This window comes from Streptomyces sp. BR1, from assembly GCF_052373795.1.
Lineage (GTDB): Bacteria > Actinomycetota > Actinomycetes > Streptomycetales > Streptomycetaceae > Streptomyces.
Map to the genome: position 1 here is coordinate 365,441 of NZ_CM126252.1, position 20,912 is coordinate 386,352.

The 20,912-nt window shown below is 70.7% G+C and carries 17 protein-coding genes; 10 read left to right on the top strand and 7 right to left on the bottom strand.

Annotated elements, in window-relative coordinates; all coding sequences use genetic code 11:
• Positions 1 to 75: 75 nt before the first annotated feature.
• Together ACT1U9_RS01700 and ACT1U9_RS01705 are read right to left on the bottom strand one after the other, a co-directional pair.
• Entirely contained in the window at positions 76 to 1,560 is a 1,485-nt protein-coding gene (locus tag ACT1U9_RS01700; protein WP_444536566.1) for an FAD-binding protein, read from the bottom strand.
• Positions 1,561 to 1,667: 107 nt separating this feature from the next.
• On the bottom strand, positions 1,668 to 2,741 hold the full coding sequence (locus tag ACT1U9_RS01705) for a phosphotransferase family protein (RefSeq protein WP_444536567.1): 1,074 nt from the start codon (positions 2,739 to 2,741) through the stop codon (positions 1,668 to 1,670).
• Positions 2,742 to 2,935: 194 nt separating this feature from the next.
• On the opposite strand from ACT1U9_RS01705, the gene ACT1U9_RS01710 reads away from it, so the two are divergent.
• On the top strand, positions 2,936 to 3,481 hold the full coding sequence (locus ACT1U9_RS01710) for a flavin reductase family protein (RefSeq protein WP_188272673.1): 546 nt from the start codon (positions 2,936 to 2,938) through the stop codon (positions 3,479 to 3,481).
• Between the two features lie 72 nt (positions 3,482 to 3,553).
• Here the strand turns inward: ACT1U9_RS01710 and ACT1U9_RS01715 are convergent, their stop codons facing one another.
• From ACT1U9_RS01715 to ACT1U9_RS01725, 3 genes are all read right to left on the bottom strand, one after another.
• Positions 3,554 to 4,513: an MBL fold metallo-hydrolase gene (locus ACT1U9_RS01715; protein ID WP_444536568.1), complete on the bottom strand. Its 960-nt coding sequence runs from the start codon at positions 4,511 to 4,513 to the stop codon at positions 3,554 to 3,556.
• Between the two features lie 146 nt (positions 4,514 to 4,659).
• Positions 4,660 to 5,568 carry a zinc-binding dehydrogenase gene (locus ACT1U9_RS01720; protein ID WP_444536569.1) on the bottom strand — a complete coding sequence of 303 codons (909 nt, stop codon included), beginning with the start codon at positions 5,566 to 5,568 and terminating at the stop codon, positions 4,660 to 4,662.
• A 193-nt stretch (positions 5,569 to 5,761) separates the two neighbouring features.
• Positions 5,762 to 6,499, bottom strand: coding sequence for an SDR family NAD(P)-dependent oxidoreductase (locus ACT1U9_RS01725; RefSeq protein ID WP_444536570.1), 738 nt, complete (start codon positions 6,497 to 6,499; stop codon positions 5,762 to 5,764).
• Between the two features lie 289 nt (positions 6,500 to 6,788).
• On the opposite strand from ACT1U9_RS01725, the gene ACT1U9_RS01730 reads away from it, so the two are divergent.
• From ACT1U9_RS01730 to ACT1U9_RS01740, 3 genes are all read left to right on the top strand, one after another.
• Positions 6,789 to 7,727, top strand: coding sequence for an AfsR/SARP family transcriptional regulator (locus tag ACT1U9_RS01730; protein ID WP_444536571.1), 939 nt, complete (start codon positions 6,789 to 6,791; stop codon positions 7,725 to 7,727).
• 460 nt (positions 7,728 to 8,187) lie between these two features.
• Positions 8,188 to 9,405, top strand: coding sequence for an IS701 family transposase (locus tag ACT1U9_RS01735; protein WP_444536572.1), 1,218 nt, complete (start codon positions 8,188 to 8,190; stop codon positions 9,403 to 9,405).
• Positions 9,406 to 9,778: 373 nt separating this feature from the next.
• On the top strand, positions 9,779 to 11,746 hold the full coding sequence (locus ACT1U9_RS01740; protein WP_444536573.1) for a helix-turn-helix domain-containing protein: 1,968 nt from the start codon (positions 9,779 to 9,781) through the stop codon (positions 11,744 to 11,746).
• A gap of 75 nt (positions 11,747 to 11,821) precedes the next feature.
• Here ACT1U9_RS01740 and ACT1U9_RS01745 read toward each other — a convergent pair whose 3' ends face one another.
• Positions 11,822 to 12,820 (bottom strand): helix-turn-helix transcriptional regulator, encoded by a 999-nt coding sequence (locus ACT1U9_RS01745; protein ID WP_444536574.1) that lies wholly within the window; start codon positions 12,818 to 12,820, stop codon positions 11,822 to 11,824.
• Between the two features lie 183 nt (positions 12,821 to 13,003).
• Here ACT1U9_RS01745 and ACT1U9_RS01750 point away from each other — a divergent pair, with 183 nt between their 5' ends.
• The 6 genes from ACT1U9_RS01750 to ACT1U9_RS01775 all read left to right on the top strand — a co-directional run bounded on the left by ACT1U9_RS01750 (position 13,004) and on the right by ACT1U9_RS01775 (position 20,465).
• Positions 13,004 to 13,405, top strand: coding sequence for a hypothetical protein (locus ACT1U9_RS01750; protein ID WP_444536575.1), 402 nt, complete (start codon positions 13,004 to 13,006; stop codon positions 13,403 to 13,405).
• A gap of 109 nt (positions 13,406 to 13,514) precedes the next feature.
• Positions 13,515 to 13,697 (top strand): hypothetical protein, encoded by a 183-nt coding sequence (locus ACT1U9_RS01755; protein ID WP_444536576.1) that lies wholly within the window; start codon positions 13,515 to 13,517, stop codon positions 13,695 to 13,697.
• A 198-nt stretch (positions 13,698 to 13,895) separates the two neighbouring features.
• Positions 13,896 to 15,089 carry an FG-GAP-like repeat-containing protein gene (locus tag ACT1U9_RS01760; protein ID WP_444536577.1) on the top strand — a complete coding sequence of 398 codons (1,194 nt, stop codon included), beginning with the start codon at positions 13,896 to 13,898 and terminating at the stop codon, positions 15,087 to 15,089.
• Between the two features lie 186 nt (positions 15,090 to 15,275).
• Complete coding sequence (locus tag ACT1U9_RS01765; RefSeq protein WP_444536578.1) at positions 15,276 to 16,625, top strand: FG-GAP repeat domain-containing protein; 1,350 nt, start codon at positions 15,276 to 15,278, stop codon at positions 16,623 to 16,625.
• Between the two features lie 98 nt (positions 16,626 to 16,723).
• A complete protein-coding gene (locus ACT1U9_RS01770) occupies positions 16,724 to 18,847 on the top strand; it encodes an FG-GAP repeat domain-containing protein (RefSeq protein WP_444536579.1) in 2,124 nt (707 codons plus the stop codon).
• Positions 18,848 to 19,019: 172 nt separating this feature from the next.
• On the top strand, positions 19,020 to 20,465 hold the full coding sequence (locus ACT1U9_RS01775) for a glyceraldehyde-3-phosphate dehydrogenase (RefSeq protein WP_444536580.1): 1,446 nt from the start codon (positions 19,020 to 19,022) through the stop codon (positions 20,463 to 20,465).
• Between the two features lie 80 nt (positions 20,466 to 20,545).
• Here ACT1U9_RS01775 and ACT1U9_RS01780 read toward each other — a convergent pair whose 3' ends face one another.
• Positions 20,546 to 20,899 (bottom strand): hypothetical protein, encoded by a 354-nt coding sequence (locus ACT1U9_RS01780; protein ID WP_444536581.1) that lies wholly within the window; start codon positions 20,897 to 20,899, stop codon positions 20,546 to 20,548.
• Positions 20,900 to 20,912: the final 13 nt, after the last annotated feature.

A 20,912-nucleotide genomic window follows, 5' to 3' on the forward strand; every position in this document is an offset into this window, starting at 1 on the left:
GGGAGCCCCTCTCGTATGTCCGCGCACGTTCCTCAAAAAAATGTCCGCTCACGTTTCCGTGAGCGGACACAGTGCTCAGACGCCGGCGACCCAGGCGCCCGCGACGGCGGGCACCAGGAGGGCGGTCACCCGTGCGGCGACCGCCGCGATGGTGAGCGCCGGCGGTACGGCGCCGGACGAGCCGTGCAGCAGCGAGCTGTCGACGACGTACAGGTTGCGCGCGCCGCGCACCGAGCCGTCGGCGGTGGTGGCCAGGCCCAGCGGCACACCGCCGACCACGTTGCCGCCGGTGGTGCCGATGCGGTTGAAGGCGGTCTTGCTGCCCGGGGTGGCCGCGTTCAGCCGGTCCAGGGTGTGCCGGACCGCGTCGGTCGCCCGCACCGCGCGCGGGTCCTCCACGGGCCAGTTGAGGACGACGTCGTCCTTGGCGGCGTCGTAGCGGAAGGAGCCGAGCGGTTCGGTCGGCGAGGCGCCGATCGTGGTGATCCACCCCTCGTCGGAGGGGGCGTCCACCCAGGGGAAGTTGAGCAGGGTGACCGGGGCGTGCGGGTTGTCCTGCCAGTCCTTGACGACGATCGAGCAGGGGCCGCCCTGCGCCGGGTTGTTGGGGGCCATCCCGGTCCGCGCGGTGATCACCTCGCTGTTGCCGACCCGGGTGCCGATCGAGTCGTCCAGGTCCGGCAGATGCCCCAGGGCCTTCGCGCGCAGCAGCAGCCGGGTGGTGCCGAGCGTGCCGGCCGCGAGGACCAGATGCGTGGTGTGCACCTCGTGCCGGGCCACCACGGTGCCGCTCTCGTCGAGTTCGTCGTACGCGACCACATGGCCCTCGCCCTCCGGGCGGATCCCGGTGACCAGGCTCAGCGGCCGCACCTCGACCCGGCCGGTGGCCTCGGCGCGGGCGAGCACGGTGACGTCCATGCTGCGCTGGGCCCCGCTGTTGACGCCGAAGACGTTGAGTCCGGCGATGTGCGAGGCCTCCTTGCGGCCCGCCATCTCCTCGCGGACCGTGTCCCAGTCGACGGCCAGGTCGACCAGGTCGTACGGGATGCCCGCCTTCTCCAGCTGGCCCATGAAGTCACGCGAGGAGCGGTAGAACTCGGAGTCGAGGATGTCCTTCGGTATCGGGGAGCAGCCGATCAGCTCGCGGGCCTGCGGATACCAGACGTCGTGCATCTCCTGCTGGTCGAGGAAGTCACCGAACGCCCGGCGGAACAGCTCGGGCGAGGGCTCGACCATGGTGCCGTTGCTGAGCAGCGAGGCGCCACCCACACCGGCCGCCGCGATCATCGTCAGGCCCTCGCCCTCCAGGGATTCCAGGACACCCGGGTAGATGTCCAGCTCCCGGTCGGTCAGCGGGGACTTGGGGCTCAGCCAGGACGCGCGGCCGTCCGGCCGGTGCTGGGTGGCGAAGGTGTCGCCGTCGGCGCGGACCTGCCAGCGGCGGCCGCGCTCCAGCACGATCGTGGCGATCCCGGCCTCGGCGAGCCGCAGGGCCGCGATCGATCCGGCGTAACCGCTGCCGACGACCAGCGCGTCGGTACGGTGCTGATGGGTTTCCATGGGACGGCCTCTCTGAACGTTTCGGAACATGCGTAAGGATGAAGTCGGTTGTGCATGTGGGGGCTCCGCGTCGCGTGAGTGGGGTCATGGCGCGGAAGTCAGCAGTCTCAGCCCAGCGGCTTGAGCGTGCGCTCAAGGAGACGGGCCGCGTTGCGCGCGAGCGGGACGTCGGCCTCGGCGGCGACCAGGCCGAACTCCACCAGGAGCCGTCCCACCCGGGAGGCGATCAGCGCGAAGCGGAAGCCCGCGAAGATCTCGTACCAGTCCAGGTGCGCCGCCACGGACCGCCCGGACAGCTCCTCGTACCGCTGTACGGTCTCGGCGCGGCCGGGAAGGCCGGGCAGCCGGGGTGCGCCGACGCCTTCGCTGAGGTGCCGGTCCAGGTACAGGTACCAGCCGAGGTCGGCCTCGCCCGGGCCGAGCGAGGTCATCTCCCAGTCCAGTACGGCGGCCGGGGTCACGCCCGAGTACAGCAGGTTGCCAAGCCGCGCGTCGCCCCACAGCAGGCTCGGCTTCTCCGGCTCGGGCGGCAGCGCGTCGCGCAGCAGCGCGAGGGCTTCGCGCACGGGCACCGAGTCGGCACCGCCGAAGTGGTCCATATGGGCTTCGTAGTAGTCGAGTTGGGCGCCGAGCCCGTACGGCCCGTGCTGCGACGTACGCAGGTCTTCCAGGCCGAGCTCGGTCACGTCGAGCCGGTGGATACGGTGCAGCACCTCGACACCGCCCCACCACACCGCTGCCTGGCCGCTCTCGTCCAGGTCGGACACCGGTCCGTCGGGGCGGTGGTACGAGGGCAGGTCCGGCGGGACCCAGCCGTCCACCCGGTCCATGGCGTAGAAGGGCGCGCCGAGCAGCGCGGGGTCGGGCTCGAAGCCGAGGACCCCGGGGACCGGTACGTCGGTGTCCCGCAGTGCGTCGAGTACGCGGTACTCCTCGTCGAGGCGGGAGCCCGGCATCACCTGGTAGGCGGTGGGGGCGACCCGGACCACGAGACGGCGCCGGCGTTCGGCGCCCGCCTCCCGCCACACCGCGTCCACGAGCAGCGTCTCGTGGGAGAAGCCGAGGCCCTTGGGCACCTCGACCTCGGTCCGCAGCTCCGACGCGCCCGGCAGCCGCTCGGCGAGCCAGGTCGTGAGCTGTTTTCGGGTGAGTTCGGGATCACGCTGCTGGGGCACGGGCATGGCCGGCTCCTCCATCCATGTATAGGGGTGCCCCCATGGTCGGCGGGGCCGATGGGGGACGGATGGAGGATGGCCGACGGCGTCACGGCCTCCGCATACGTCCATCGGCGGCTCTGCATCGCGCGCCGATCGGTTCCCCAACTGCCGCTGCCAGCATCGCTGTCGACCAGCGAACACTACTTGGGGAGGTCGACATGTCCTGGGCACCGCCTGTGGGAGTGCACGTGGAGCCGCAGCTGTTCAGACACATACTCGGCCATGTCCCGAGCCCCGTCACCGTGGTCACCGCGGCGACGGCGGCCGGGCCGGCGGGGCTCGTGGTGGGGTCGTTCGTGTCGGTGTCGCTCGAACCGCCCCTCGTCGGGATCTTCATCGACGAGCGGTCGGTGAGCTGGCCGCCGATGAGCGAGGCGGGGTCGTTCACCGTCAACATCCTCGCCCATGACCAGCAGGAGCTGTGCGCCCGCTTCGCCAAGAGCGGCGGCGAGAACGATCCGGCGGCCAAGTTCGCCGGTCTGAGCTGGTGGGAGTCGCCGCACGGCAACCCGGTGCTGCCCGGCACCACCGCTTGGCTGGACTGTCTGGTCCGCCAAGTGCAGCGGCTCGGCGACCACTTCTTCGCCGTCGCCGAGGTGGTCGGCCTGGGCGTGGACGCGGCGCGCCCGCCGCTCGTCTTCCACCGGGGCGCGCTGCACACGGTGGCGCCGTCGGCCGATATACCGGCGCCCCGACGGGGATAGGGGTCTGTTTTACGACGACTGCGCCCCGCTGGACGTACCAGCGGGGCGCAGTCGTCTGTCCACGTACGGATCTCAGGCCAGACACACCATCGGCTCACCGCCGTTGAGTTGGGCCATTTCGGCCATCACCGGGGCCGAGCGGATCTGGGTGTCCAGCGGGTGGCCGTGTGCCTCGGAGTACGCGCGGTGCAGATTGGCCACCACCCGCTCGGAGTCCCGCCATCCCGCGTACGGGCCGAGCGAGGTGTCCCGGGCGGCTTCGTAGGGGGTGAGTCCGGCGGCGATACCGTCGGCGGCGACCTGCTGCACCCACCGCAGATACGCCTCGGTCTCCTCCAGCGCCTCGGGCCCGGCGACCGGCCCGTGCCCGCCGACGACAACGCGTGGGTCGAGGTCCCGCAGCCCCGCGATCGCCTCCAGGGACCCCTTGATCGACCCCATCAGGACGAACGGCGTACAGCCGGGCATCAGCACATCGCCCGCGAAGAGCACCCGGTGCTCGGGCACCCACACCACGACGTCGTTGTCGGAGTGGGCCGGGCCCACATGGATGAGCTCGACGACGAGTTCGTCGACGTACACCGTCAGCCGGTCCTCGAAGGCCACCATGGGCAACGAGCGCCGTATGTCGCCGAGTTGACCCCACTCGGTGTCCGGCCACATGTGCTTGAGGCCCTCGCCCTTCGTCACCATCTCGTCACGCATGCGCGCATGGGCGACGACCGTCGCGTACGGGGCGGCGACGGCGTTGCCGAGGGTGTGGTCGCCGTGGTGGTGGGTGTTGAGCACCATCCTCGGTTCCACACCGCCGCGTTCGAGCGCGGCCGCGCGCAGGCCCCGGGCCCTGGCCTCGGTGGCCGCCGTGTCGACGAGCGCCGTGGTGTGGTGGCCGACGAGGATCCCGGCGTTGTTGAGGCACCAGCCGCCATCGGGCTGGATATAGGCGAAGATCCCGCCGGCGACCTCCTCCACGCGGGGCGGCGGCACGCGGGTGGGATGGCTGTCGTACGGCGTTGTGGAAGGCAGGCTCATGGCTCCACGGTGGCCGGGCGTCCTGGAGGACGACAGGTGAGCCGATGACCGCCGGGTGGAGACCGCCGGAGGGCAGCGGAAGGGCCCGGCGGTCCGCACAAACCGCCGGGCCCTTGGGGAGAGTTGGTCTCACAGGGCAGTTGGTCTCAGAGCGCGAGGACGACCTTGCCGTTGGCCTGCCGGCCGCGCAGCGCGTCGAGCGCGGGCTCCGGGTCGGTCCAGGAGCCGACGGCCGCGACCTGCGGGGCGAGCCGTCCCTCGGCGACGAGCCGGACGAGCGACGCGAGGTCGCGCGCGACGCTCCGGCGGGTCAGCTCGTCGAAGAGGTGGAGGTAGCGCAGATGCAGACCGGGGCGGGCGTGGCCCCAGTCGACGGGCAAACGCAGTTCCTCGCGCACGGTGTTGCCGTAGCAGACGACCGTGCCGCCGGGGCGCAGCCGCCCGAACGCGTCGGCCAGCACCTGCCCGCCCACGCTGTCGACGAGCACGTCCACCGGCTCACCGGTGGCGCCGCCCGACGCGTCATGGATCTCCACCCGGTGCGCCCCCAGCGCCCGCAGCCCGTCCGCGCGGCCCGGGGAGCCGACCTGGGCGATCACCTCGGCGCCCGCGGCGGCGGCGAGTTGGACCAGCATGCGGCCCACTCCCCCGCCCGCGCCGGTGATCAGCACGGACCGGCCGAGCAGCGTTCCCGCGTACTCCAGCGCGTACAGCGCGGTCAGTCCGGCCACCGGCAGGGCGGCGGCGGCCGGGTACTCCATGCCGTCGGGTATCGGGGTGAGCCGCGTCGGCGACAGCGCGATCCGCTCGGCCCAGCCGTCCCGTTCGGCGAGCGCGGTGACACGGGTGCCGACCGCCGGGCCGGTGCCGTCGGCCGCGGCGCGCAGCACGGTGCCCGCCACGTCCCAGCCGAGCCGGGAGCCGGTGGGCAGCTGCCCCATCAGGGCCAGTTCACCGCGGTTGACGGCGATCGCGCGCACCTCGACGAGCGCCTGGTCGGGGCGCGGCTCGGGCTCGGCGACCGAGTCGAGGCGGAGTCCCGAGGCTCCGCTCACGAGCGCCTTCACGAGGCGTCCACCCGGGTCGGCCCGGTCTCCACAGACGGGTGCGAACGCCCGATGGTCAATGGGGGCATGACTGTTGATCTCCCTCTTGAAGAAGTTTTCACCGAGTGCGGCGCCGATGCGCGCCGACGTCGCGGCGCCTATCGCCCGGGCCGTGTCCCGGGTGTCGCCCGATGGCCGGATGTCACCATCTGAGCCCGCCGTTGACCTCCAGGACATGGCCGTTGACGTAGTCGGAGCCGTCGTCGGCGAGGAAGAGCGCCGCCTCGGCGACTTCCTCGGCCCGGCCCGCGCGGCCTGCCGCGATCTTGCCACCGTAATAGCCCCACAGGCCCTCGTTACGGGACAGTTGACGGCCCATGCCCTCGTCGATGAAGCCGGGGCTGAGGCAGTTGACCGTGATGGGGTGGCCCGCCAGCTCGACGGCGACGACCCGGGTGAGCATCTCGATCCCGGCCTTCGACGCCGCGTACGCGGACGAGCCCGGGGCCACCCTGGTCGCCAGGGCCGACGAGAGCGTGATGACGCGGCCACCGCCGTCGCGCACCAGATAGGGCACCGCCGAACGCACGCACAGGAACGTGCCGTTGAGGTTGGTGGAGATCACCTCCCCCCAGTGGTCGACGTCCATGCCCTGGGCCGGACCGGGGCGGCTGACGCCCGCGCTCGCGACCAGGACGTCCAGCCGTCCATAGGTCTCGTACGTGGTCCGGGTGAGCGCGTCCACGGAGTCCGGGTCGCGCACGTCGACGGGATGGTAGGCGAGGTCCCCCTCGCCTACCGGCGGCAGTTCGTGCCGTTCGTCGGGCTCTCGGGCGGCGCAGACGACGCGGCACCCTTCCTTGGCGTATGCCTGGGCGATCGCGTATCCCAGGCCCTTGGTGCCACCGGTGACGATGGCTACCTTCCCTGCGAGTCGCACGTGTGCCTCCTCGGGATCGTGTCGACGGGGGCCGACGCTACGGAATCCCGAGCGAGGCTGGCTGAACTCCCGATGGGGGCCCGCGATGGCGCGAGTTGACGGATCCTGAACGCGGATGGGAGCGATGATCGCGGCTCGGGGATAGTTTCGATGCATAACGACCGCGCCGGTCACCGAGGTCACGGAATCGGCTCGGTCGACCGAATCCAGTTGGGGGATTTTTTGCGATCCCTTACTTGATTCTTGTGCCATCCGTCGGAAACACGTATGCCACGTATGAGAGGTCGTCATGGAATTCTCGGTGCTCGGTTCGCTGCGCGTACGCGAAAACGGTCTGGACTACGCGCCCACGGCGCCGAAACAGCGTCAACTCCTCGCGCTGCTCGTCTTCAACGCCAATCAGGTCGTCTCGGTGGGCACCTGTATCGAGGAGCTGTGGGGGGAGAACCCGCCGGACACGGGCTTGTCCACGCTCCAGTCGTATGTGCTCCAGCTGCGCCGGATCCTGAAGCGGGTGCCCCGCATCGGCAGCCTCAAGGCGGCCCGGGATTTGCTGCAGACCCGGGACGGCGGATATCTGCTCGCCGTGCGGCATGACGAACTCGACGTCAATCTCTTTCACGACCTCGTGCGTCAGGGCCGCGCGGAGCTCGGCAGGAACGACATCGTGGCGTCCGAACTCCTTTCCCAGGCACTGGATTTGTGGCAGGGTTCCGCTCTCTCCGACGTCCAGGCCGGTCCTGTGCTGCGAATTCACCTCGCGGGTCTGGAGGAAACGCGGATCAGTGTGCAGGAACAGCGCATCGACGCCGATCTGCGGCTCGGCAGGCACCACGATCTGCTCGGGGAACTCAGCGCCCTGTGCGCGCTGTATCCGACGCACGAGAATCTGCACGCCCAGTTCATGCTGGCGCTGAGCCGCTCGGGGCGGCGCACCCAGGCCCTGGAAGTCGTGCAGCGGCTGCGCCGGATGCTGGACGACGAGCTCGGCCTTGAGCCCTCGCCCCGGATGAACCGGCTCCACCAGGCGGTGCTCGCCTGCGACCCGGTGATCGACGCCCCGGCGGAGACGGCCCCGCTGCTGTCGCTGGATCTGCTGGCGCACGGTTCCGCACATACCGGCCGGGCAAACAGCGCGAGGGCGAACAGTGCCGCAGCACACAGCACCGGGTCAAACAGTGGTGGAGCCCACAGCCCCCGCGGCGTCGGGGTCCGCCGCATCGCCTGAGTCCGACGCGCCCGGCGCGTCGACCTTGCGCAGGGCCGAGCACGACCGTCCGTACTCGCGGTAGTTCGCCTTCTCTACCCCCGGTAGCGGCGGTGTGCGATGCGCTCGGAACCCTGTCCGGGGCTCAGTTCATGTGGTCGGACCACATGCCCGATGGCGTCCATCACCCGCGCGACCGTGCGTCGATGGCGACGTTCTGTCACTGGAACACTCCGTTCCAGTGTTGTCGCGCCACACGTCCGCTCTGCACACCTCGCTCGAACGCCGGGTGAGGTGCGGTCGAACGCGGGTCGGGGGACGACCGTGGGCGGCCCCGCCTCACCTGTGGGCGGCGAGAGGGTGCCCGGCCACCCTTGGCACGCGATCGGCCTCACCGCATCGTTGGAGCCGGAATCCAGAGGTCCCGCCGGCCCCGGCGGAGCCTTCCTCCCACATCATTCCAACGGTCCACGGGGGACTCATGAATGCTGTTGCCCAGCTCTTGGAGAACGGTTCTCCGGACACCGTCGGCCCCGCGGCCGGACACCCCTCCTGGGACGAGCGGGTGCTCGACGAGATGAGCACGGTCCTGTTCGCCTCCCTGCGCCGCAGCGACCAGCGGCTCAGGGGCGCCGAGTACCTGCGCGGTCTGCTCGGTGCCCAGGGCCGCCGTTCGATACGCAACATGGCGTCCCGGCTGGGTGGTTCGGCCACCGAGCAGAGCCTGCACCACTTCGTCTCCGACTCGACCTGGGACTGGGCGCCGGTGCGCCGCTCGCTCGCCCGGCACATCTCCGAGCAGGCGCCGCCGTTCGCGTATGTGGTGCGGCCCATGGTCATCCCGAAGACGGGCGAGAACTCCGTCGGGGTGGACCGGCAGTTCGTCTCGGAGCTCGGCCAGCTCGTCAACGCCCAGCAGGCGGCGGGGGTCTGGTCGGCCACCGAGGAGATGAGCGTCCCCATCAACTGGCGGCTGCATCTGTCGGCCTCCTGGCTGGGCGACCGGGCCCGCCGCCGGCAGGCGTCGATCCCGGACGACGTCTGGGAGCAGACGCCGGGTGACGGGGCGGTGGAAGCGGCCATTGAGGCGGCGTCCCAATGGGGCCTGCCGCAGCGGCCGGTCGTGCTTGACGCCCGGCACATGGACCTGGCGTCCGCGATCGCCCGGTTCCGCGCGGCCGGTGTCCCGTTCCTCGCCCGCATCAACGACTCGCTCCAGCTCGCCGTCACGGACCCGGCGCTGCAAGGGCGTACCCCGGAGGTACAGCAGGCGGCCCAGATCATGACCGCCGCCCGCGACCGGATGCGCCCGGCTCCCCTGCCGGACGAGGGCGGCGCCCGGGCCGGGCGGCCGCTGCATCTGACCACCAAGATCCGGGTGCGCCCCTCGCGGGCGGTGCGGCAGGTGGTGGGGCAGGGCGAACTGGCCCTGCTGGGCGTGACGGAGGCCCGTCGCCAGAAGCCCCCGGAGCTGTGGCTCACCGATATGACGCAGGCCCGGCTGCCCACCCTGGTGCGTCTGAGCCGGCTCATCCGGCGCGCCGACCGCGACTTCCGCGAGACCACCGACCGCCTCGGCATCCGCGACTTCACGGGACGCTCCTACGCGGGCTGGCACCGCCATGTGACCCTCGCGTCGGCGGCCCACGCGGTGTCCATGCTGGGCGCGCCGGGAGAGGGGGCGAGGGGACCGGCCTGAGCCCCCGGGCCGCCCGGCCCCGGGATCCCGCCTCCGTACGCCCCCAGCCCGCCCGGCCGTTCGCGACGACGGCCGGGCAGCGAACGATTCTGGCCAAAACCGGGGGGATTACTTGATCGCGCCTTCCGGATGAACCCCTAATTGCCGCGTGGGGTCCCGTGATGGCGGTCGAAAAACAAGGGAACAGCGCAGGAGCAGGTCAGCTGTTACGCGACCGAGCGGCGCGGCTGTGTGCTGCGCACGGCCGGCCGGTGGACTCCGGAGCCCGATCCAGCAGGAAGCGGACCGGCACAGACCAGCCATTTCCCCAGTCGTTCCGTCGCGTCGACACCCCTCAATGACGGAGCGTCCCCCGCACACAGTACGGAGTGAAATGTCGCAAGATACGGTCACGCTGAGTGGTGCCTTCGCCTACCTCGAACTCCTCGCCATGCGCGCCTCGCGCGGCGCGTTCAGCCAACCGGCGCTGCAGGCCCGGCGCGGCGGCGCCCCTCCTCATGTCGTCGACGAACTGGAGCGGGCCGAGCAGCTGGCCCTCGGCGTCGAGCAGCAGCTGGCCGACCTGGACCGCCGCAAGAACGAGCTCTCGCTGCTCCTGGACACGGCCCGCGCGCTGACCGAGGAGGAGGACCTGGACGCGCTGCTGACGACGCTCGTACGCCGCTCCCGGCTGCTGCTGCACGTCGACATGGCCTGGGTGATGCTCCTCGACGGCGAGGACGGCTGCTGCGTACGGGCCACCGACGGCGCGATATCCGTGCTCGGCGGGGTGGCCCGCACCCCGGTCCGGCACGGCCTCAGCGCGATCGACGCGGTGGGGCGGTCGGCGATCTGGACCTCCGACTGCCATCGGGACGACATGCTCGGGCGCTCCGAGCACATCGAGTCGGTGGTCCTGGAGGAGGGTCTGACGGCGCTGCTCGCGGTGCCGCTGCGCAGCGGGGGCAAAGTGATCGGCGTGCTCTTCGGCGGCGACCGGGTGGCCCGCTCGTACACCGCCGACGAGGTCGCCATGATGTCGACGCTCGCCGACTACGCGACCTCCGCCGTCAAGTGGGTCCGCGCGGTGGAACAAAGCCGGGACCGGGCCGTCGGCCTCTCGGTGGAGGTCGACCGGCTGCGCATCCGGGACCGGGCGCGGCAGCAGAGCGCGCGCAACGGGCACCGGCTCGTCGAACTCGCCCTCGCCGGCGCCGATGTGACGGCGTTCACCGCGGCCGTGGGCGACGCGCTGGGCGGCTCGGTCTGGCTGCGCGACGAGGACGACGGCACGCTCGCCCGTACCAGCGGACTCTGGGAGGACGAGGAGGAGCTGGCCGCCGCCGTCTTCACGGCCCGCGCCGAGCACCGCGTGGTGCAGTGCGACGGCGGCGTCACGGTCGCCCCCGTACGCGTCGCCGAGGAGGATCTGGGTGCGCTCGTACTGCGCTGTCATCAGCGGGACGGCACGCCCGACGCGGGGCTGTTGCAGTACGCGGTCCAGGCCGCGGCGATCCTGATCACGCTCGACCGGGGCGCCGACTCCACCGACCGCAGGTTCCGCGACGAGGCCCTGGACCGGCTGCTCAACGGCGGCCCCTTCAGCCGGCGATGTCAGATGCGGCTCCAGCATCTGGGACTCGACCTGAGCCGTCGGCACGCCGTGATCGTCGCCGAGATCCCGTCCGACGACTGGCAGGCCGTCTCCACCTGGACCTCCACCTTCGTGTGGCTGCGCGGGGGCGCCAGGACGATCCACAACGGCCGCCTGGTGCTCCTGCTGCCGCACTCCGACGCCGGGGAGGCCGCGCGCGAGGTGATGCAGCGCCTCGGCAAGACGCTCGGCCGCCCCGTCCCGGTGGGCGCGGCCTCGGCGCGCGGCGGCCCCGAGGAACTGCTGGCCGCGTACGAGGAGGCCGTCTCGTGCCTGGAAGTCCTGACGATCCTCGGCGACGAGGACGCGCGGACCCCGGCGACCGCCGTCGAACTCGGCTTCGTCGGGATGCTGTTGGGCGGCAGCCGTGACATCGGCGCCTTCATCGAGCAGACGCTCGGCCCCATCATCAGCTACGACGAGCAGCGCTCCACCAACCTCGCCGCCACCCTGGAGGCGTACTTCGCGGCGGGGGCCAGCCCCACCCACGCGGCCGCCGCGCTGCGGGTGCACACCAACACGGTGGCCCGGCGCCTGGAGCGCATCTCCCAGCTCCTGGGCCCCGACTGGCAGCAGCCGGGTCCGGCCCTGGAGATCCAGCTGGCGCTGCGCCTGTACAAGGTGAGCGCGTCACTGCGGGGCCAGGCGAGGGCCGGGTCCGCGCATGCGATGTCGGGGCCGGCGATGTCCTGGCCCGACGGCGGCTGATCTCCGCGCGACGCACCACGGCCTGAACCGCCCCTCGGCACGGGGTGGTTCAGGCCGGTTCGGAAAGTGGCCGGTTCAGGCCGGTTCGGACGGCAGCCAGCCGTGCTGCACGGCCCGCACGCCCGCCTCGAACCGGCTGCGCGCGCCCAGCCGTTCCATCAGCTCGGTCGCGATCCGGCGCGCGGTGCGCTGCGAGACCCCGAGCCGTTTGGCGATGGCCTCGTCGGTGTACCCCTGCGCCAGCAGGGAGATGGTGGTCGCCTCCTGCGGTCTGAGCCCGTGGGTGTCCTTGGCCGCCGCCTCGCCGAGCGGCTGGGCGGTCGCCCATACGCTCTCGAAGAGCGCGCACAGCGCGGTGAGCGTGCCCTCTCCGGTGAGGACGACGGCACCGGCGGCGCTGTCGTCGCTGGTGACCGGGATGACGGCGGTGGTGTGATCGAAGATGATCATCCGGGTGGGCAGCTCCGGGACCGTACGCACCTGACCGCCGAGCTCCGCCAGCCAGTTGACGTACTCGACGGTGGGCTGGTCGTTGCGCACGCTGCTCAGATAGACGGTGCGCATCCGCACCCCCCGCTCCAGCAGGTCCTTGTTGAGGGGCCGGGCCGCCGCCATGGCCTGGGCGGGCTGGGCGCCGCCGGGCGCGAACGTCATGGCCTCCACCGACAGGCCGCGGGTGAGCCGGGCCAGGCAGTCGCGGATCTCGTCGAGCCCGATGAGCTGCTCGACACCGGGGCTGGCCGCGGCGGGCCGCAGATCGGTGTACTCGGCGATCAGCTGGGCCGCGACGGCCCGCGATGTCTCAAGTCGCTGCTGCTGAGCAGCCAGTTCCGCCTGCTGACGCGCCATCAGGATTTCCATGCCGATGTCCGGCGAGACCGCCCGCAGGCTGCCCTCCCGCTCGGCCGACGGTCGTACGAGGGCCAGCTCGCTCAGTACGTCGAGCGCGTTCCTGACCTCTTCCTCGGGCCTGCCCACCCGCTTGACCAGGTCGGCGACCCCGCCTCTCGGGTCGCACAGCATCGCCCGGTAGACCGACTCGGCCACCTCGTCGAGTCCCAATGCGGTCAGCATCCCCATCCCCTTTGCCCTTCGGTACAGCGCCACCCCCGGGTCATCCGGATCATGTCATAAATGGCCTATACCTGTGTATACGGAATGCGTCATCCCGATCGTGGCGGCCGGAAACGGCCATGGACGCATCCGTCCAACTCGGTTTGTTGGTGGGTGTGCTGGCCACTTGAAAGAGTGGACTTCATGTATCTCGTCCACGCTCTTGTGCAGGCGCGCCCCGGCGCGGCCCTGCCTGCCGACACGCGGTCCCTGGTCCTCGCCCACGCCCGCGAGGAGGACGGGGTCGAGCACGTCAGCGTCCACCCGCACGCGCTCCCCCACCCCGTACTCGGTCTCTATGTACAGGCCAGGAACCTGGCCGACGCCGAGTCGCGGGCGGCCGCGCTGTGCCGACGCGTCCTGGCCGACTGCCCCGAGTTCGAGGGCTGGTCGCTGCTTTCCGCCCAGGCTCCGCTGGTCGCGCCCTTCTATGAGGCGCTGCTGTCCTCATCCGTCCCCGAGGTGCCGTGGGTGGACAGATTCGTCCAAGGCCGTTTCGGTCCACCCGAAAACCCTTCCACCCCGCCTGACCAGCGACGAAAGTAGTACTTGCCAGCAGGGAACACCGCCCGGCGGGCAAGAGCCGGAAAGCACCACCGCGGGGTGCGAACCGGTTCGGGACCACCCGACACATCGTCAGAACAGGACTCACACCATGCTTCGCATCCGTCTCACCCAGGCCGCCGCGGTCGTCGCCTTCGCCGGTTCCCTCCTCGGCGCCGCCGGCGCCACGACCTCCCACTCCGCCTCGGTCGTCAGCCCCCGCGACATCATCTGGGCCGCGCCCGCCGGCTCGACCTCGCCCGAGGCCCACGTCGGCGACATCATCTGGGCGTAGTCACGCCGACCGGCCGCGCCGGGACGTCTCAAACGTTTACGCATAGACGTATACGTCCCCAACTCCGGCCCACCCGGCACACCTTCAGCTGCTCCTGCAGGGCAGCTGCGGCCGGCCGGGACGCCGGGCCCGTACGGGCTCCGCATTCCTCGCAGCACCCACCATCCGCGCGCTCATCCGCCGACCCAAGGATCCGCCATGCCCAAAACCGCCCCCCGTAAGCGGCTCACCGCCCTGGCCGGGCTCACCCTCGCCGGTATCGCCCTCTCGACCGCCTCCGCCGGCACCGCGTCGGCCGCCTCGGTGAGCACCTGGGAGAGAGTCGCCCACTGCGAGTCGACGGACGACTGGACCATCGTCTCGTCCAACCACCAGTACTACGGCGGCCTCCAGTTCCTCCTCTCCACCTGGGACGCCTTCGGTGGCCGCCAGTACGCCACGTATCCCAACCAGGCCACCAAGCAACAGCAGATACTCATCGCCGAGAAGGTCCTCAGAAAACAGGGCCCGGGGGCCTGGGCGAGCTGCGGGCGGGAGGCGGGACTGACCGACGACGGCGTCGACCCCTACCCCTCGACGAGCATTCCGCCCGCCCCGGTCGGCATCGTCCAGCTCACCGCCGCCGACTTCAACGGCGACGGCAAGGCCGACCTCGTCGGTGTCGAGGCCGCGACCGGGAAGCTGTGGCTGTACCCCGGCAACGGCAACGGCACCTTGGGCGAGCGGGTGTTGATCGGTTCGGGCTGGGGCGGTATGAGCGGTCTGGCCGCCGCCGACTACACCGGTGACGGCAAGGCGGACCTGCTCGCCGTCGACAACGCCACCGGGAACCTGTACGTATACCCGGGCACCGGTACCGCCGCCGGTATGGGCACCCTGGGCGACCGGGTGCAGATCGGCACCGGATGGCGCGGTATGCGGGACCTCACCGCGATGGACGTCGACAAGGACGGCAAGCCGGACCTCGTCGCCGTCGACTCCGCCGGCGCGCTGTGGGCCTACCCCGGCGCCGGTTCGCTGAACGGCACCAACACCCTGGGCGACCGGGTGCAGATCGGCTCCGGCTGGGGCGGTATGGCCGAACTGGCCAGCCCCGGCGACCTGAACGGCGACGGCAAGGCCGACCTGGTGGCCGTCGACACGGCGGGCGGGCTGTGGAAGTACCCCGGCACCGGCTCCCTGAGCGGCATGAACACCCTCGGCGACCGCAACCAGATCGGCACCGGCTGGAACACCATGCGCCAGCTCGTCGGCGCCGACTTCAACGGCGACGGCAAGGGCGACCTCGACGCGGTCCAGGCCCCTGCCGGATCCACCGGCACCTTCTACTTCTACCCCGGCAACGGCAACGGCGGCTTCGCCGACCGCGCCGCGATCGGCACCGGCTGGTAGCAGCGGGCCAACCACCCGCACTTCACCACACCTGGTAGCGACGGCCCGACGCGCCGCGCATCACCGCGTACTTCACGACACCCGGTAGCGACGGCAACCGCCCTCATACCTCCACGCACTTCACGCATAACCAACTTCCCTTATTCCCGGCGCGGTTCACCGTGCCCCTCCACAGGAGATCCCACGATGTCGAAGTTCACCACCAAGCTGAAGAAGACCACCGTCGCCACCCTCGTCGCGGCCGCCGCCGTCACGGGTATGTCGGTCGCCGGGCCGGGCGCCGCCACCGCGAGTGCCGCCGGGACCTCTTCGGTCGGCGGCAGCATCTCCACCGCCGAGGTGCTGTCCCGCGCCCAGTACTGGGTCGACAACAACGTCCCGTACAGCCAGTCGAGCTACACCGGCGACCCGCAGGGCCGCACCTACCGCCAGGACTGCTCCGGCTTCGTCTCCCTCGCCTGGCACCTGCCCACCAGCCTGACCACCTGGTCGCTGCCGGACGTGTCCGCGCCGCTCGGCAACCTCGACCAGCTCCAGCCGGGCGACATGCTCGACAACATCGACTCCCATGTGGTGCTCTTCGTGAGCTGGGCGGACTCCGCCCACACCACGGCGAACATCATGGAAGAGGCCCACACGGGCACCAACGCCCGCAAGGCCACGTACAGCCGCAGCTACATCAACAACAACGGCTTCAAGCCGTACCGTTACAACAAGATCGTCGAGGGTACGCCGACCCCGCCGAAGGACGCGGGCATGTCCAACCTCGCGGGCGGCGACTTCAACGGCGACGGCAAGGCCGACGTGGTGGGCGTGGAGGCGACCACCGGCAAGCTGTTCTACTACCCCGGCATCGGTGGCGGCTCGCTCGGCGAGCGGGTCCAGATCGGCACCGGCTGGGGCTCCATGAGCGAGCTGACCTCCGGTCACTTCACCGGGTCCGGCCGCCTCGACATGGCCGCCGTCGACGCCGACGGGGTGCTGTGGATCTACCCGGGCAACGGCGACGGCACCTTCGGCGAGCGCACCAAGGCGGGCACCGGCTGGGACGGTATGCACGACCTGGCGGGCGCCGACCTCAACAAGGACGGCAAGAGCGACCTGGTGGCGGTCGAGTCCTCCACCGGCAAGCTGTTCCTCTACCCGGGCAACGGCAACGGCACCTTCGGCGACCGCGTCCAGATCGGCGCGGGCTGGAACGGCATGGACCAGATCGTCAGCCCCGGCGACCTCAACAAGGACGGCAAGGACGACATCGTCGCCCGTGAGGTGTCCACCGGCAACCTGTACGCCTACCCGGGCACCGGCTCCGTCAACGGTATGAACACCCTGGGCGACCGGGTGCAGATCGGCTCCGGCTGGGGCGCCATGACCAACCTGGTCAGCGGTGACTTCAACGGCGACGGTGTCGGCGACGTGGACGCGGTCCAGGCCGCCGTCGGCTCCACCGGCACCTTCTACACCTACCCGGGCACCGGCTCCATCAACGGGATGAACACCCTGGGCAACCGCGCCCAGATCGGCACCGGCTGGTAGTCCCCGCTCCCCCACTCCCGCTCCACCCCGGGCAGCCGCCGCACCCACCGGTGCGGCGGCTGCCCCGCGCCCCGCATCCAGGAAGGGACAGCACCGCCATGACCACCCCAGTCCGCAGGATCCGCACCTCGGCATACGGCGCCGCCGCAGCCGTCGTGGCCCTGACCTCACTGCTCGCGGGGGCCGCGAGCGCGAGCCCGGCCGCCGCGGCCACCACCCCCGTCGTCCCCAACGGGTCGATCGCCACGTACAACACGATCACCCACGTCGGCACTGACGGTATGGGGATGCGGGACAGCGGCACACAGGCCCGCTGGGCCGCCGGGTTCGAGTCCGCCCACCCCGGTCTGAAGCGCACCACGATCAACGGCGTCCTCGCCAGCGCCTCGCAGACCCAGGCCCGTCCGCTGTGCCACCCCTCCAACACCGCGGGCGCGCAAGGCTTTTGCTGGTCCGCCGAGGACGACGCGGCCAACACCTGGATCCCGCAGGGTCTCACCGGCTCCGGCGAGTCGCCCCAGTCGCAGACCCTGGTGAACGGCCGCAAGGTCCTCCTCACCAGCTGGTACGGCACCAACTCACCGGCCGGTATGGAGCGGATCACCTTCGCCGATGTCACCGACCCGGCCCATGTGACGTACAAACACGTCCAGTTGGTCGCGTCCTCCAGCGACGGCAGCAACTACGTCCCCATCGTCACGGGGCATGCGAACGGCATCGTCTGGTCGGGCTCGAAGCTGTATGTAGCGAGCATAGGCAGCGCCCTGGACGTCTTCGACCTCAACGACATCTGGCAGATGGACGTCACCTCGGACACCTCCATCGGCGTGGACGCGAACGGCAAGACGCACGGCGGCGGCCACGACTACGTGCTGCCGCGCCAGGGGACGTACGAGTACACCGGCGCGGGCACGGGCTGCGGCACCTATCCCGGGGCGGACGTCCCCCAGCGCCCCTGCATCACCGCGGCCTCGCTCGACCTCACCGGCGCCCAGCCCGCGCTGGTCACCGCCGAGGGCGACCCGGGCGGGACGGAGGGCGACTTCGGCAAGGTCGCGGCCCGGATCGTCCGCTGGCCCATCGACACGGCCACCGGCACGCTGAAGGCCGATGCCACGGGCCGCGTACAGGCGGCCGAGGCGTTCGCCTCGCCGATGGGCGGCGTGCAGGGCGTCGCGATGAACAAGGGGCGGTTCGCGCTCTCGGGCCCGTGCCCGGAGTTCGTGCCCGCAGAGCACGACGGCAAGAACATCCCCAGTTGCCTCTACCACGCCTACCCGGACGAGCCGGTGCGCCTCATCACGCGCACCGGGATCAACCTGGAGAACCTCTCGTACTGGCCCGGCACCGACGAGCTGTGGATGGTCAACGAGAACACCTACAACCGTATCGTCGTGCACACTTCATGGCCCAAGGACCCCGCGCCGACCGGCATGACCAAGCTGACCTCCGCCGACTTCACGGGTGACGGCAAGAAGGACCTGGTCGGCATCGAGGCGGCCACCGGGAAGCTGTTCCTCTACCCGGGCAACGGCAACGGCACCTTCGGCGACCGTATCCAGATCGGCACCGGCTGGGGCGCCATGGACAAGCTCACCGCCGCCGACTACACCGGCGACGGCAAGGCCGACCTGGTGGCCGTCGAGAAGGCCACCGGCAACCTGTACGTCTACCCGGGCACCGGCACCGCCAACGGTTCGAGCACCCTCGGCGACCGCGTCAAGATCGGCACGGGCTGGAACGGGATGCGGGAGCTGACCGCGCTGGACGTGGACGGCGACCGCAAGGCGGACCTGGTGGCCGTCGACGTACGCGGCGACCTCTGGGCCTACCCCGGGACCGGGTCGCTGAACGGCACGGACACCCTGGGCGACCGTACGCAGATCGGCTCCGGCTGGGACACCATGACCGAGATCACCTCGCCCGGCGACCTGAACGGTGACGGCAAGGCCGACCTGGTGGCGGTGGACGGGACCGGCGCGCTGTGGGCCTACCCGGGCACCGGCTCGCTGAACGGGATGAGCACCCTCGGCTCGCGCTCCAAGATCGGCAGCGGGTGGGACGGGATGCGCGGGCTCGTCGGCGCGGACTTCAACGGCGACGGCAAGGGCGACCTCGACGCCGTCGAGGCCCCGTCCGGCGCCAACGGCCCGCTCTACTTCTACCCGGGAACCGGCGCCACGGCGCTGGGCGACCGGACCCAGATCGGGACCGGCTGGTAACCCGCCCGCAGGCCTCTGTACTGCTCGTTTACGCCTTGCGTACGACCTGGAGCCCCTTCGCCGTCACCTCGGCGAGGGGGCTCCGCGCGTCCGTATGCGAGACCGCTTGAAGAGTCAAAATCTCGACGGGTTAGCATATGAGCACCGCCTAGCTCGATCGAGAGATAAGCCTGTGACTGTCAACGACGACTCGTTCACTAACTGGAAGAACCGCGAGGAGATCGCGGAGTCGATGATCCCGATCATCGGGAAGCTGCACCGGGAGCGGGACGTCACGGTCCTGCTGCACAGCCGCTCCCTGGTGAACAAGTCGGTGGTCAGCATTCTCAAGCTCCACCGATTCGCCCGGCAGATCGCCGGTGAGGAGCTCTCGGTCACCGAGACGCTGCCCTTCCTCAAGGCCCTCACCGAGCTCGACCTCGGGCCCTCCCAGATCGACCTCGGCATGCTCGCCGCGCAGTACAAGAGCGACGACCGCGGTCTGTCGGTGGCGGAGTTCACCGCCGGAGCCGTCGTCGGCGCCACGGGTGCCAACAAGATCGAGCGGTGCGAGTCGCGCGATGTGGTCCTCTACGGCTTCGGCCGCATCGGCCGCCTCGTCGCCCGCCTCCTCATCGAGAAGGCCGGCTCGGGCAACGGTCTGCGGCTGCGCGCCATCGTGGTGCGCGGCGGCGGCGACGCCGACCTCGTCAAGCGCGCCTCGCTGCTGCGCCGCGACTCGATCCACGGCCAGTTCAACGGCACGATCACGGTCGACGAGGCGAACAGCACGATCATCGCCAACGGCAACGCGATCAAGGTGATCTACGCGGGCGACCCCTCCGAGGTCGACTACACGGCGTACGGCATCAAGGACGCCATCCTCATCGACAACACCGGTAAGTGGCGCGACCGCGAGGGCCTCTCCAAGCATCTGCGCCCCGGTATCGACAAGGTCGTCCTGACCGCCCCGGGCAAGGGCGACGTCCCGAACATCGTGCACGGCGTCAACCACGACATGATCAAGCCGGACGAGCAGATCCTGTCCTGCGCGTCCTGCACCACCAACGCGATCGTGCCGCCGCTGAAGGCGATGGACGACGAGTTCGGCGTCCTGCGCGGTCACGTGGAGACCGTCCACTCGTTCACGAACGACCAGAACCTGCTGGACAACTACCACGCGGCCGACCGCCGCGGCCGCTCCGCGCCGCTGAACATGGTGATCACCGAGACCGGTGCCGCCTCCGCCGTCGCCAAGGCGCTGCCGGACCTCAAGGCGCCGATCACCGGCAGCTCGATCCGCGTCCCCGTCCCGGACGTCTCGATCGCGATCCTGAGCCTGCGCCTGGGCCGCGAGACCACCCGCGACGAGGTCCTGGAGTACCTCCGCGACGTCTCGCTGAACTCGTCGCTGAAGCGCCAGATCGACTTCACGACCGCCCCCGACGCCGTCTCCATGGACTTCGTCGGCTCGCGCCACGCCTCGATCGTCGACGCCGGCGCCACCAAGGTGGACGGCGACAACGCGATCCTCTACCTCTGGTACGACAACGAGTTCGGCTACTCGTGCCAGGTCATCCGGGTCGTCCAGCACGTCTCCGGGGTGGAGTACCCGACCTACCCGGCCCCGTCCCACTGATCCACGGGAGTTCCGTACGCAGCCCCCGCCGGCCACCGCCGGCGGGGGCTGCGCCCGCATTCGGTTCGGGAGCGGACGGCTCATTCCGTCAGCCGCTGCGGAAGCCTCCCGCTCTCCCAGAACCCGTCGAGCTTGGCGAGGTAGGACTCCATATCGGCCTTGAGCAGTCGCAGCTCGCCGGCGTCGAGCTCAGCCATGGGGTCATGGTCGAGCCGCATGCCGGCTCCCGGCACGGTCGAACCGTCATACCCATGGCAGGACGGGCACCACAGGTAGGTGATCAGCGCCGTTCTCGCACTTCCGTGGAACAGCTGGAAGTACCGGCGCATCCCGACGTACGAGCAGCGAGGGCACCGTCGCTCGTCGAGATCCAGACGGGCTCGGGCCTGAACGGCCAATGCGGCGATCTCGTCGGAGTCGTACGGCCGAACCATCCGCACCACCATC

Bases quoted from the DNA above. Each gene is read 5' to 3' on its own strand.
- ACT1U9_RS01745 (WP_444536574.1), bottom strand. From the start codon at position 12,820: ATGCTGACCGCATTGGGACTCGACGAGGTGGCCGAGTCGGTCTACCGG.
- ACT1U9_RS01740 (WP_444536573.1), top strand. From the start codon at position 9,779: ATGTCGCAAGATACGGTCACGCTGAGTGGTGCCTTCGCCTACCTCGAA.
- ACT1U9_RS01750 (WP_444536575.1), top strand. From the start codon at position 13,004: ATGTATCTCGTCCACGCTCTTGTGCAGGCGCGCCCCGGCGCGGCCCTG.
- ACT1U9_RS01770 (WP_444536579.1), top strand. From the start codon at position 16,724: ATGACCACCCCAGTCCGCAGGATCCGCACCTCGGCATACGGCGCCGCC.
- ACT1U9_RS01765 (WP_444536578.1), top strand. From the start codon at position 15,276: ATGTCGAAGTTCACCACCAAGCTGAAGAAGACCACCGTCGCCACCCTC.
- ACT1U9_RS01755 (WP_444536576.1), top strand. From the start codon at position 13,515: ATGCTTCGCATCCGTCTCACCCAGGCCGCCGCGGTCGTCGCCTTCGCC.
- ACT1U9_RS01705 (WP_444536567.1), bottom strand. From the start codon at position 2,741: ATGCCCGTGCCCCAGCAGCGTGATCCCGAACTCACCCGAAAACAGCTC.
- ACT1U9_RS01700 (WP_444536566.1), bottom strand. From the start codon at position 1,560: ATGGAAACCCATCAGCACCGTACCGACGCGCTGGTCGTCGGCAGCGGT.
- ACT1U9_RS01735 (WP_444536572.1), top strand. From the start codon at position 8,188: ATGAATGCTGTTGCCCAGCTCTTGGAGAACGGTTCTCCGGACACCGTC.
- ACT1U9_RS01760 (WP_444536577.1), top strand. From the start codon at position 13,896: ATGCCCAAAACCGCCCCCCGTAAGCGGCTCACCGCCCTGGCCGGGCTC.
- ACT1U9_RS01730 (WP_444536571.1), top strand. From the start codon at position 6,789: ATGGAATTCTCGGTGCTCGGTTCGCTGCGCGTACGCGAAAACGGTCTG.
- ACT1U9_RS01710 (WP_188272673.1), top strand. From the start codon at position 2,936: ATGTCCTGGGCACCGCCTGTGGGAGTGCACGTGGAGCCGCAGCTGTTC.
- ACT1U9_RS01715 (WP_444536568.1), bottom strand. From the start codon at position 4,513: ATGAGCCTGCCTTCCACAACGCCGTACGACAGCCATCCCACCCGCGTG.
- ACT1U9_RS01780 (WP_444536581.1), bottom strand. From the start codon at position 20,899: ATGGTTCGGCCGTACGACTCCGACGAGATCGCCGCATTGGCCGTTCAG.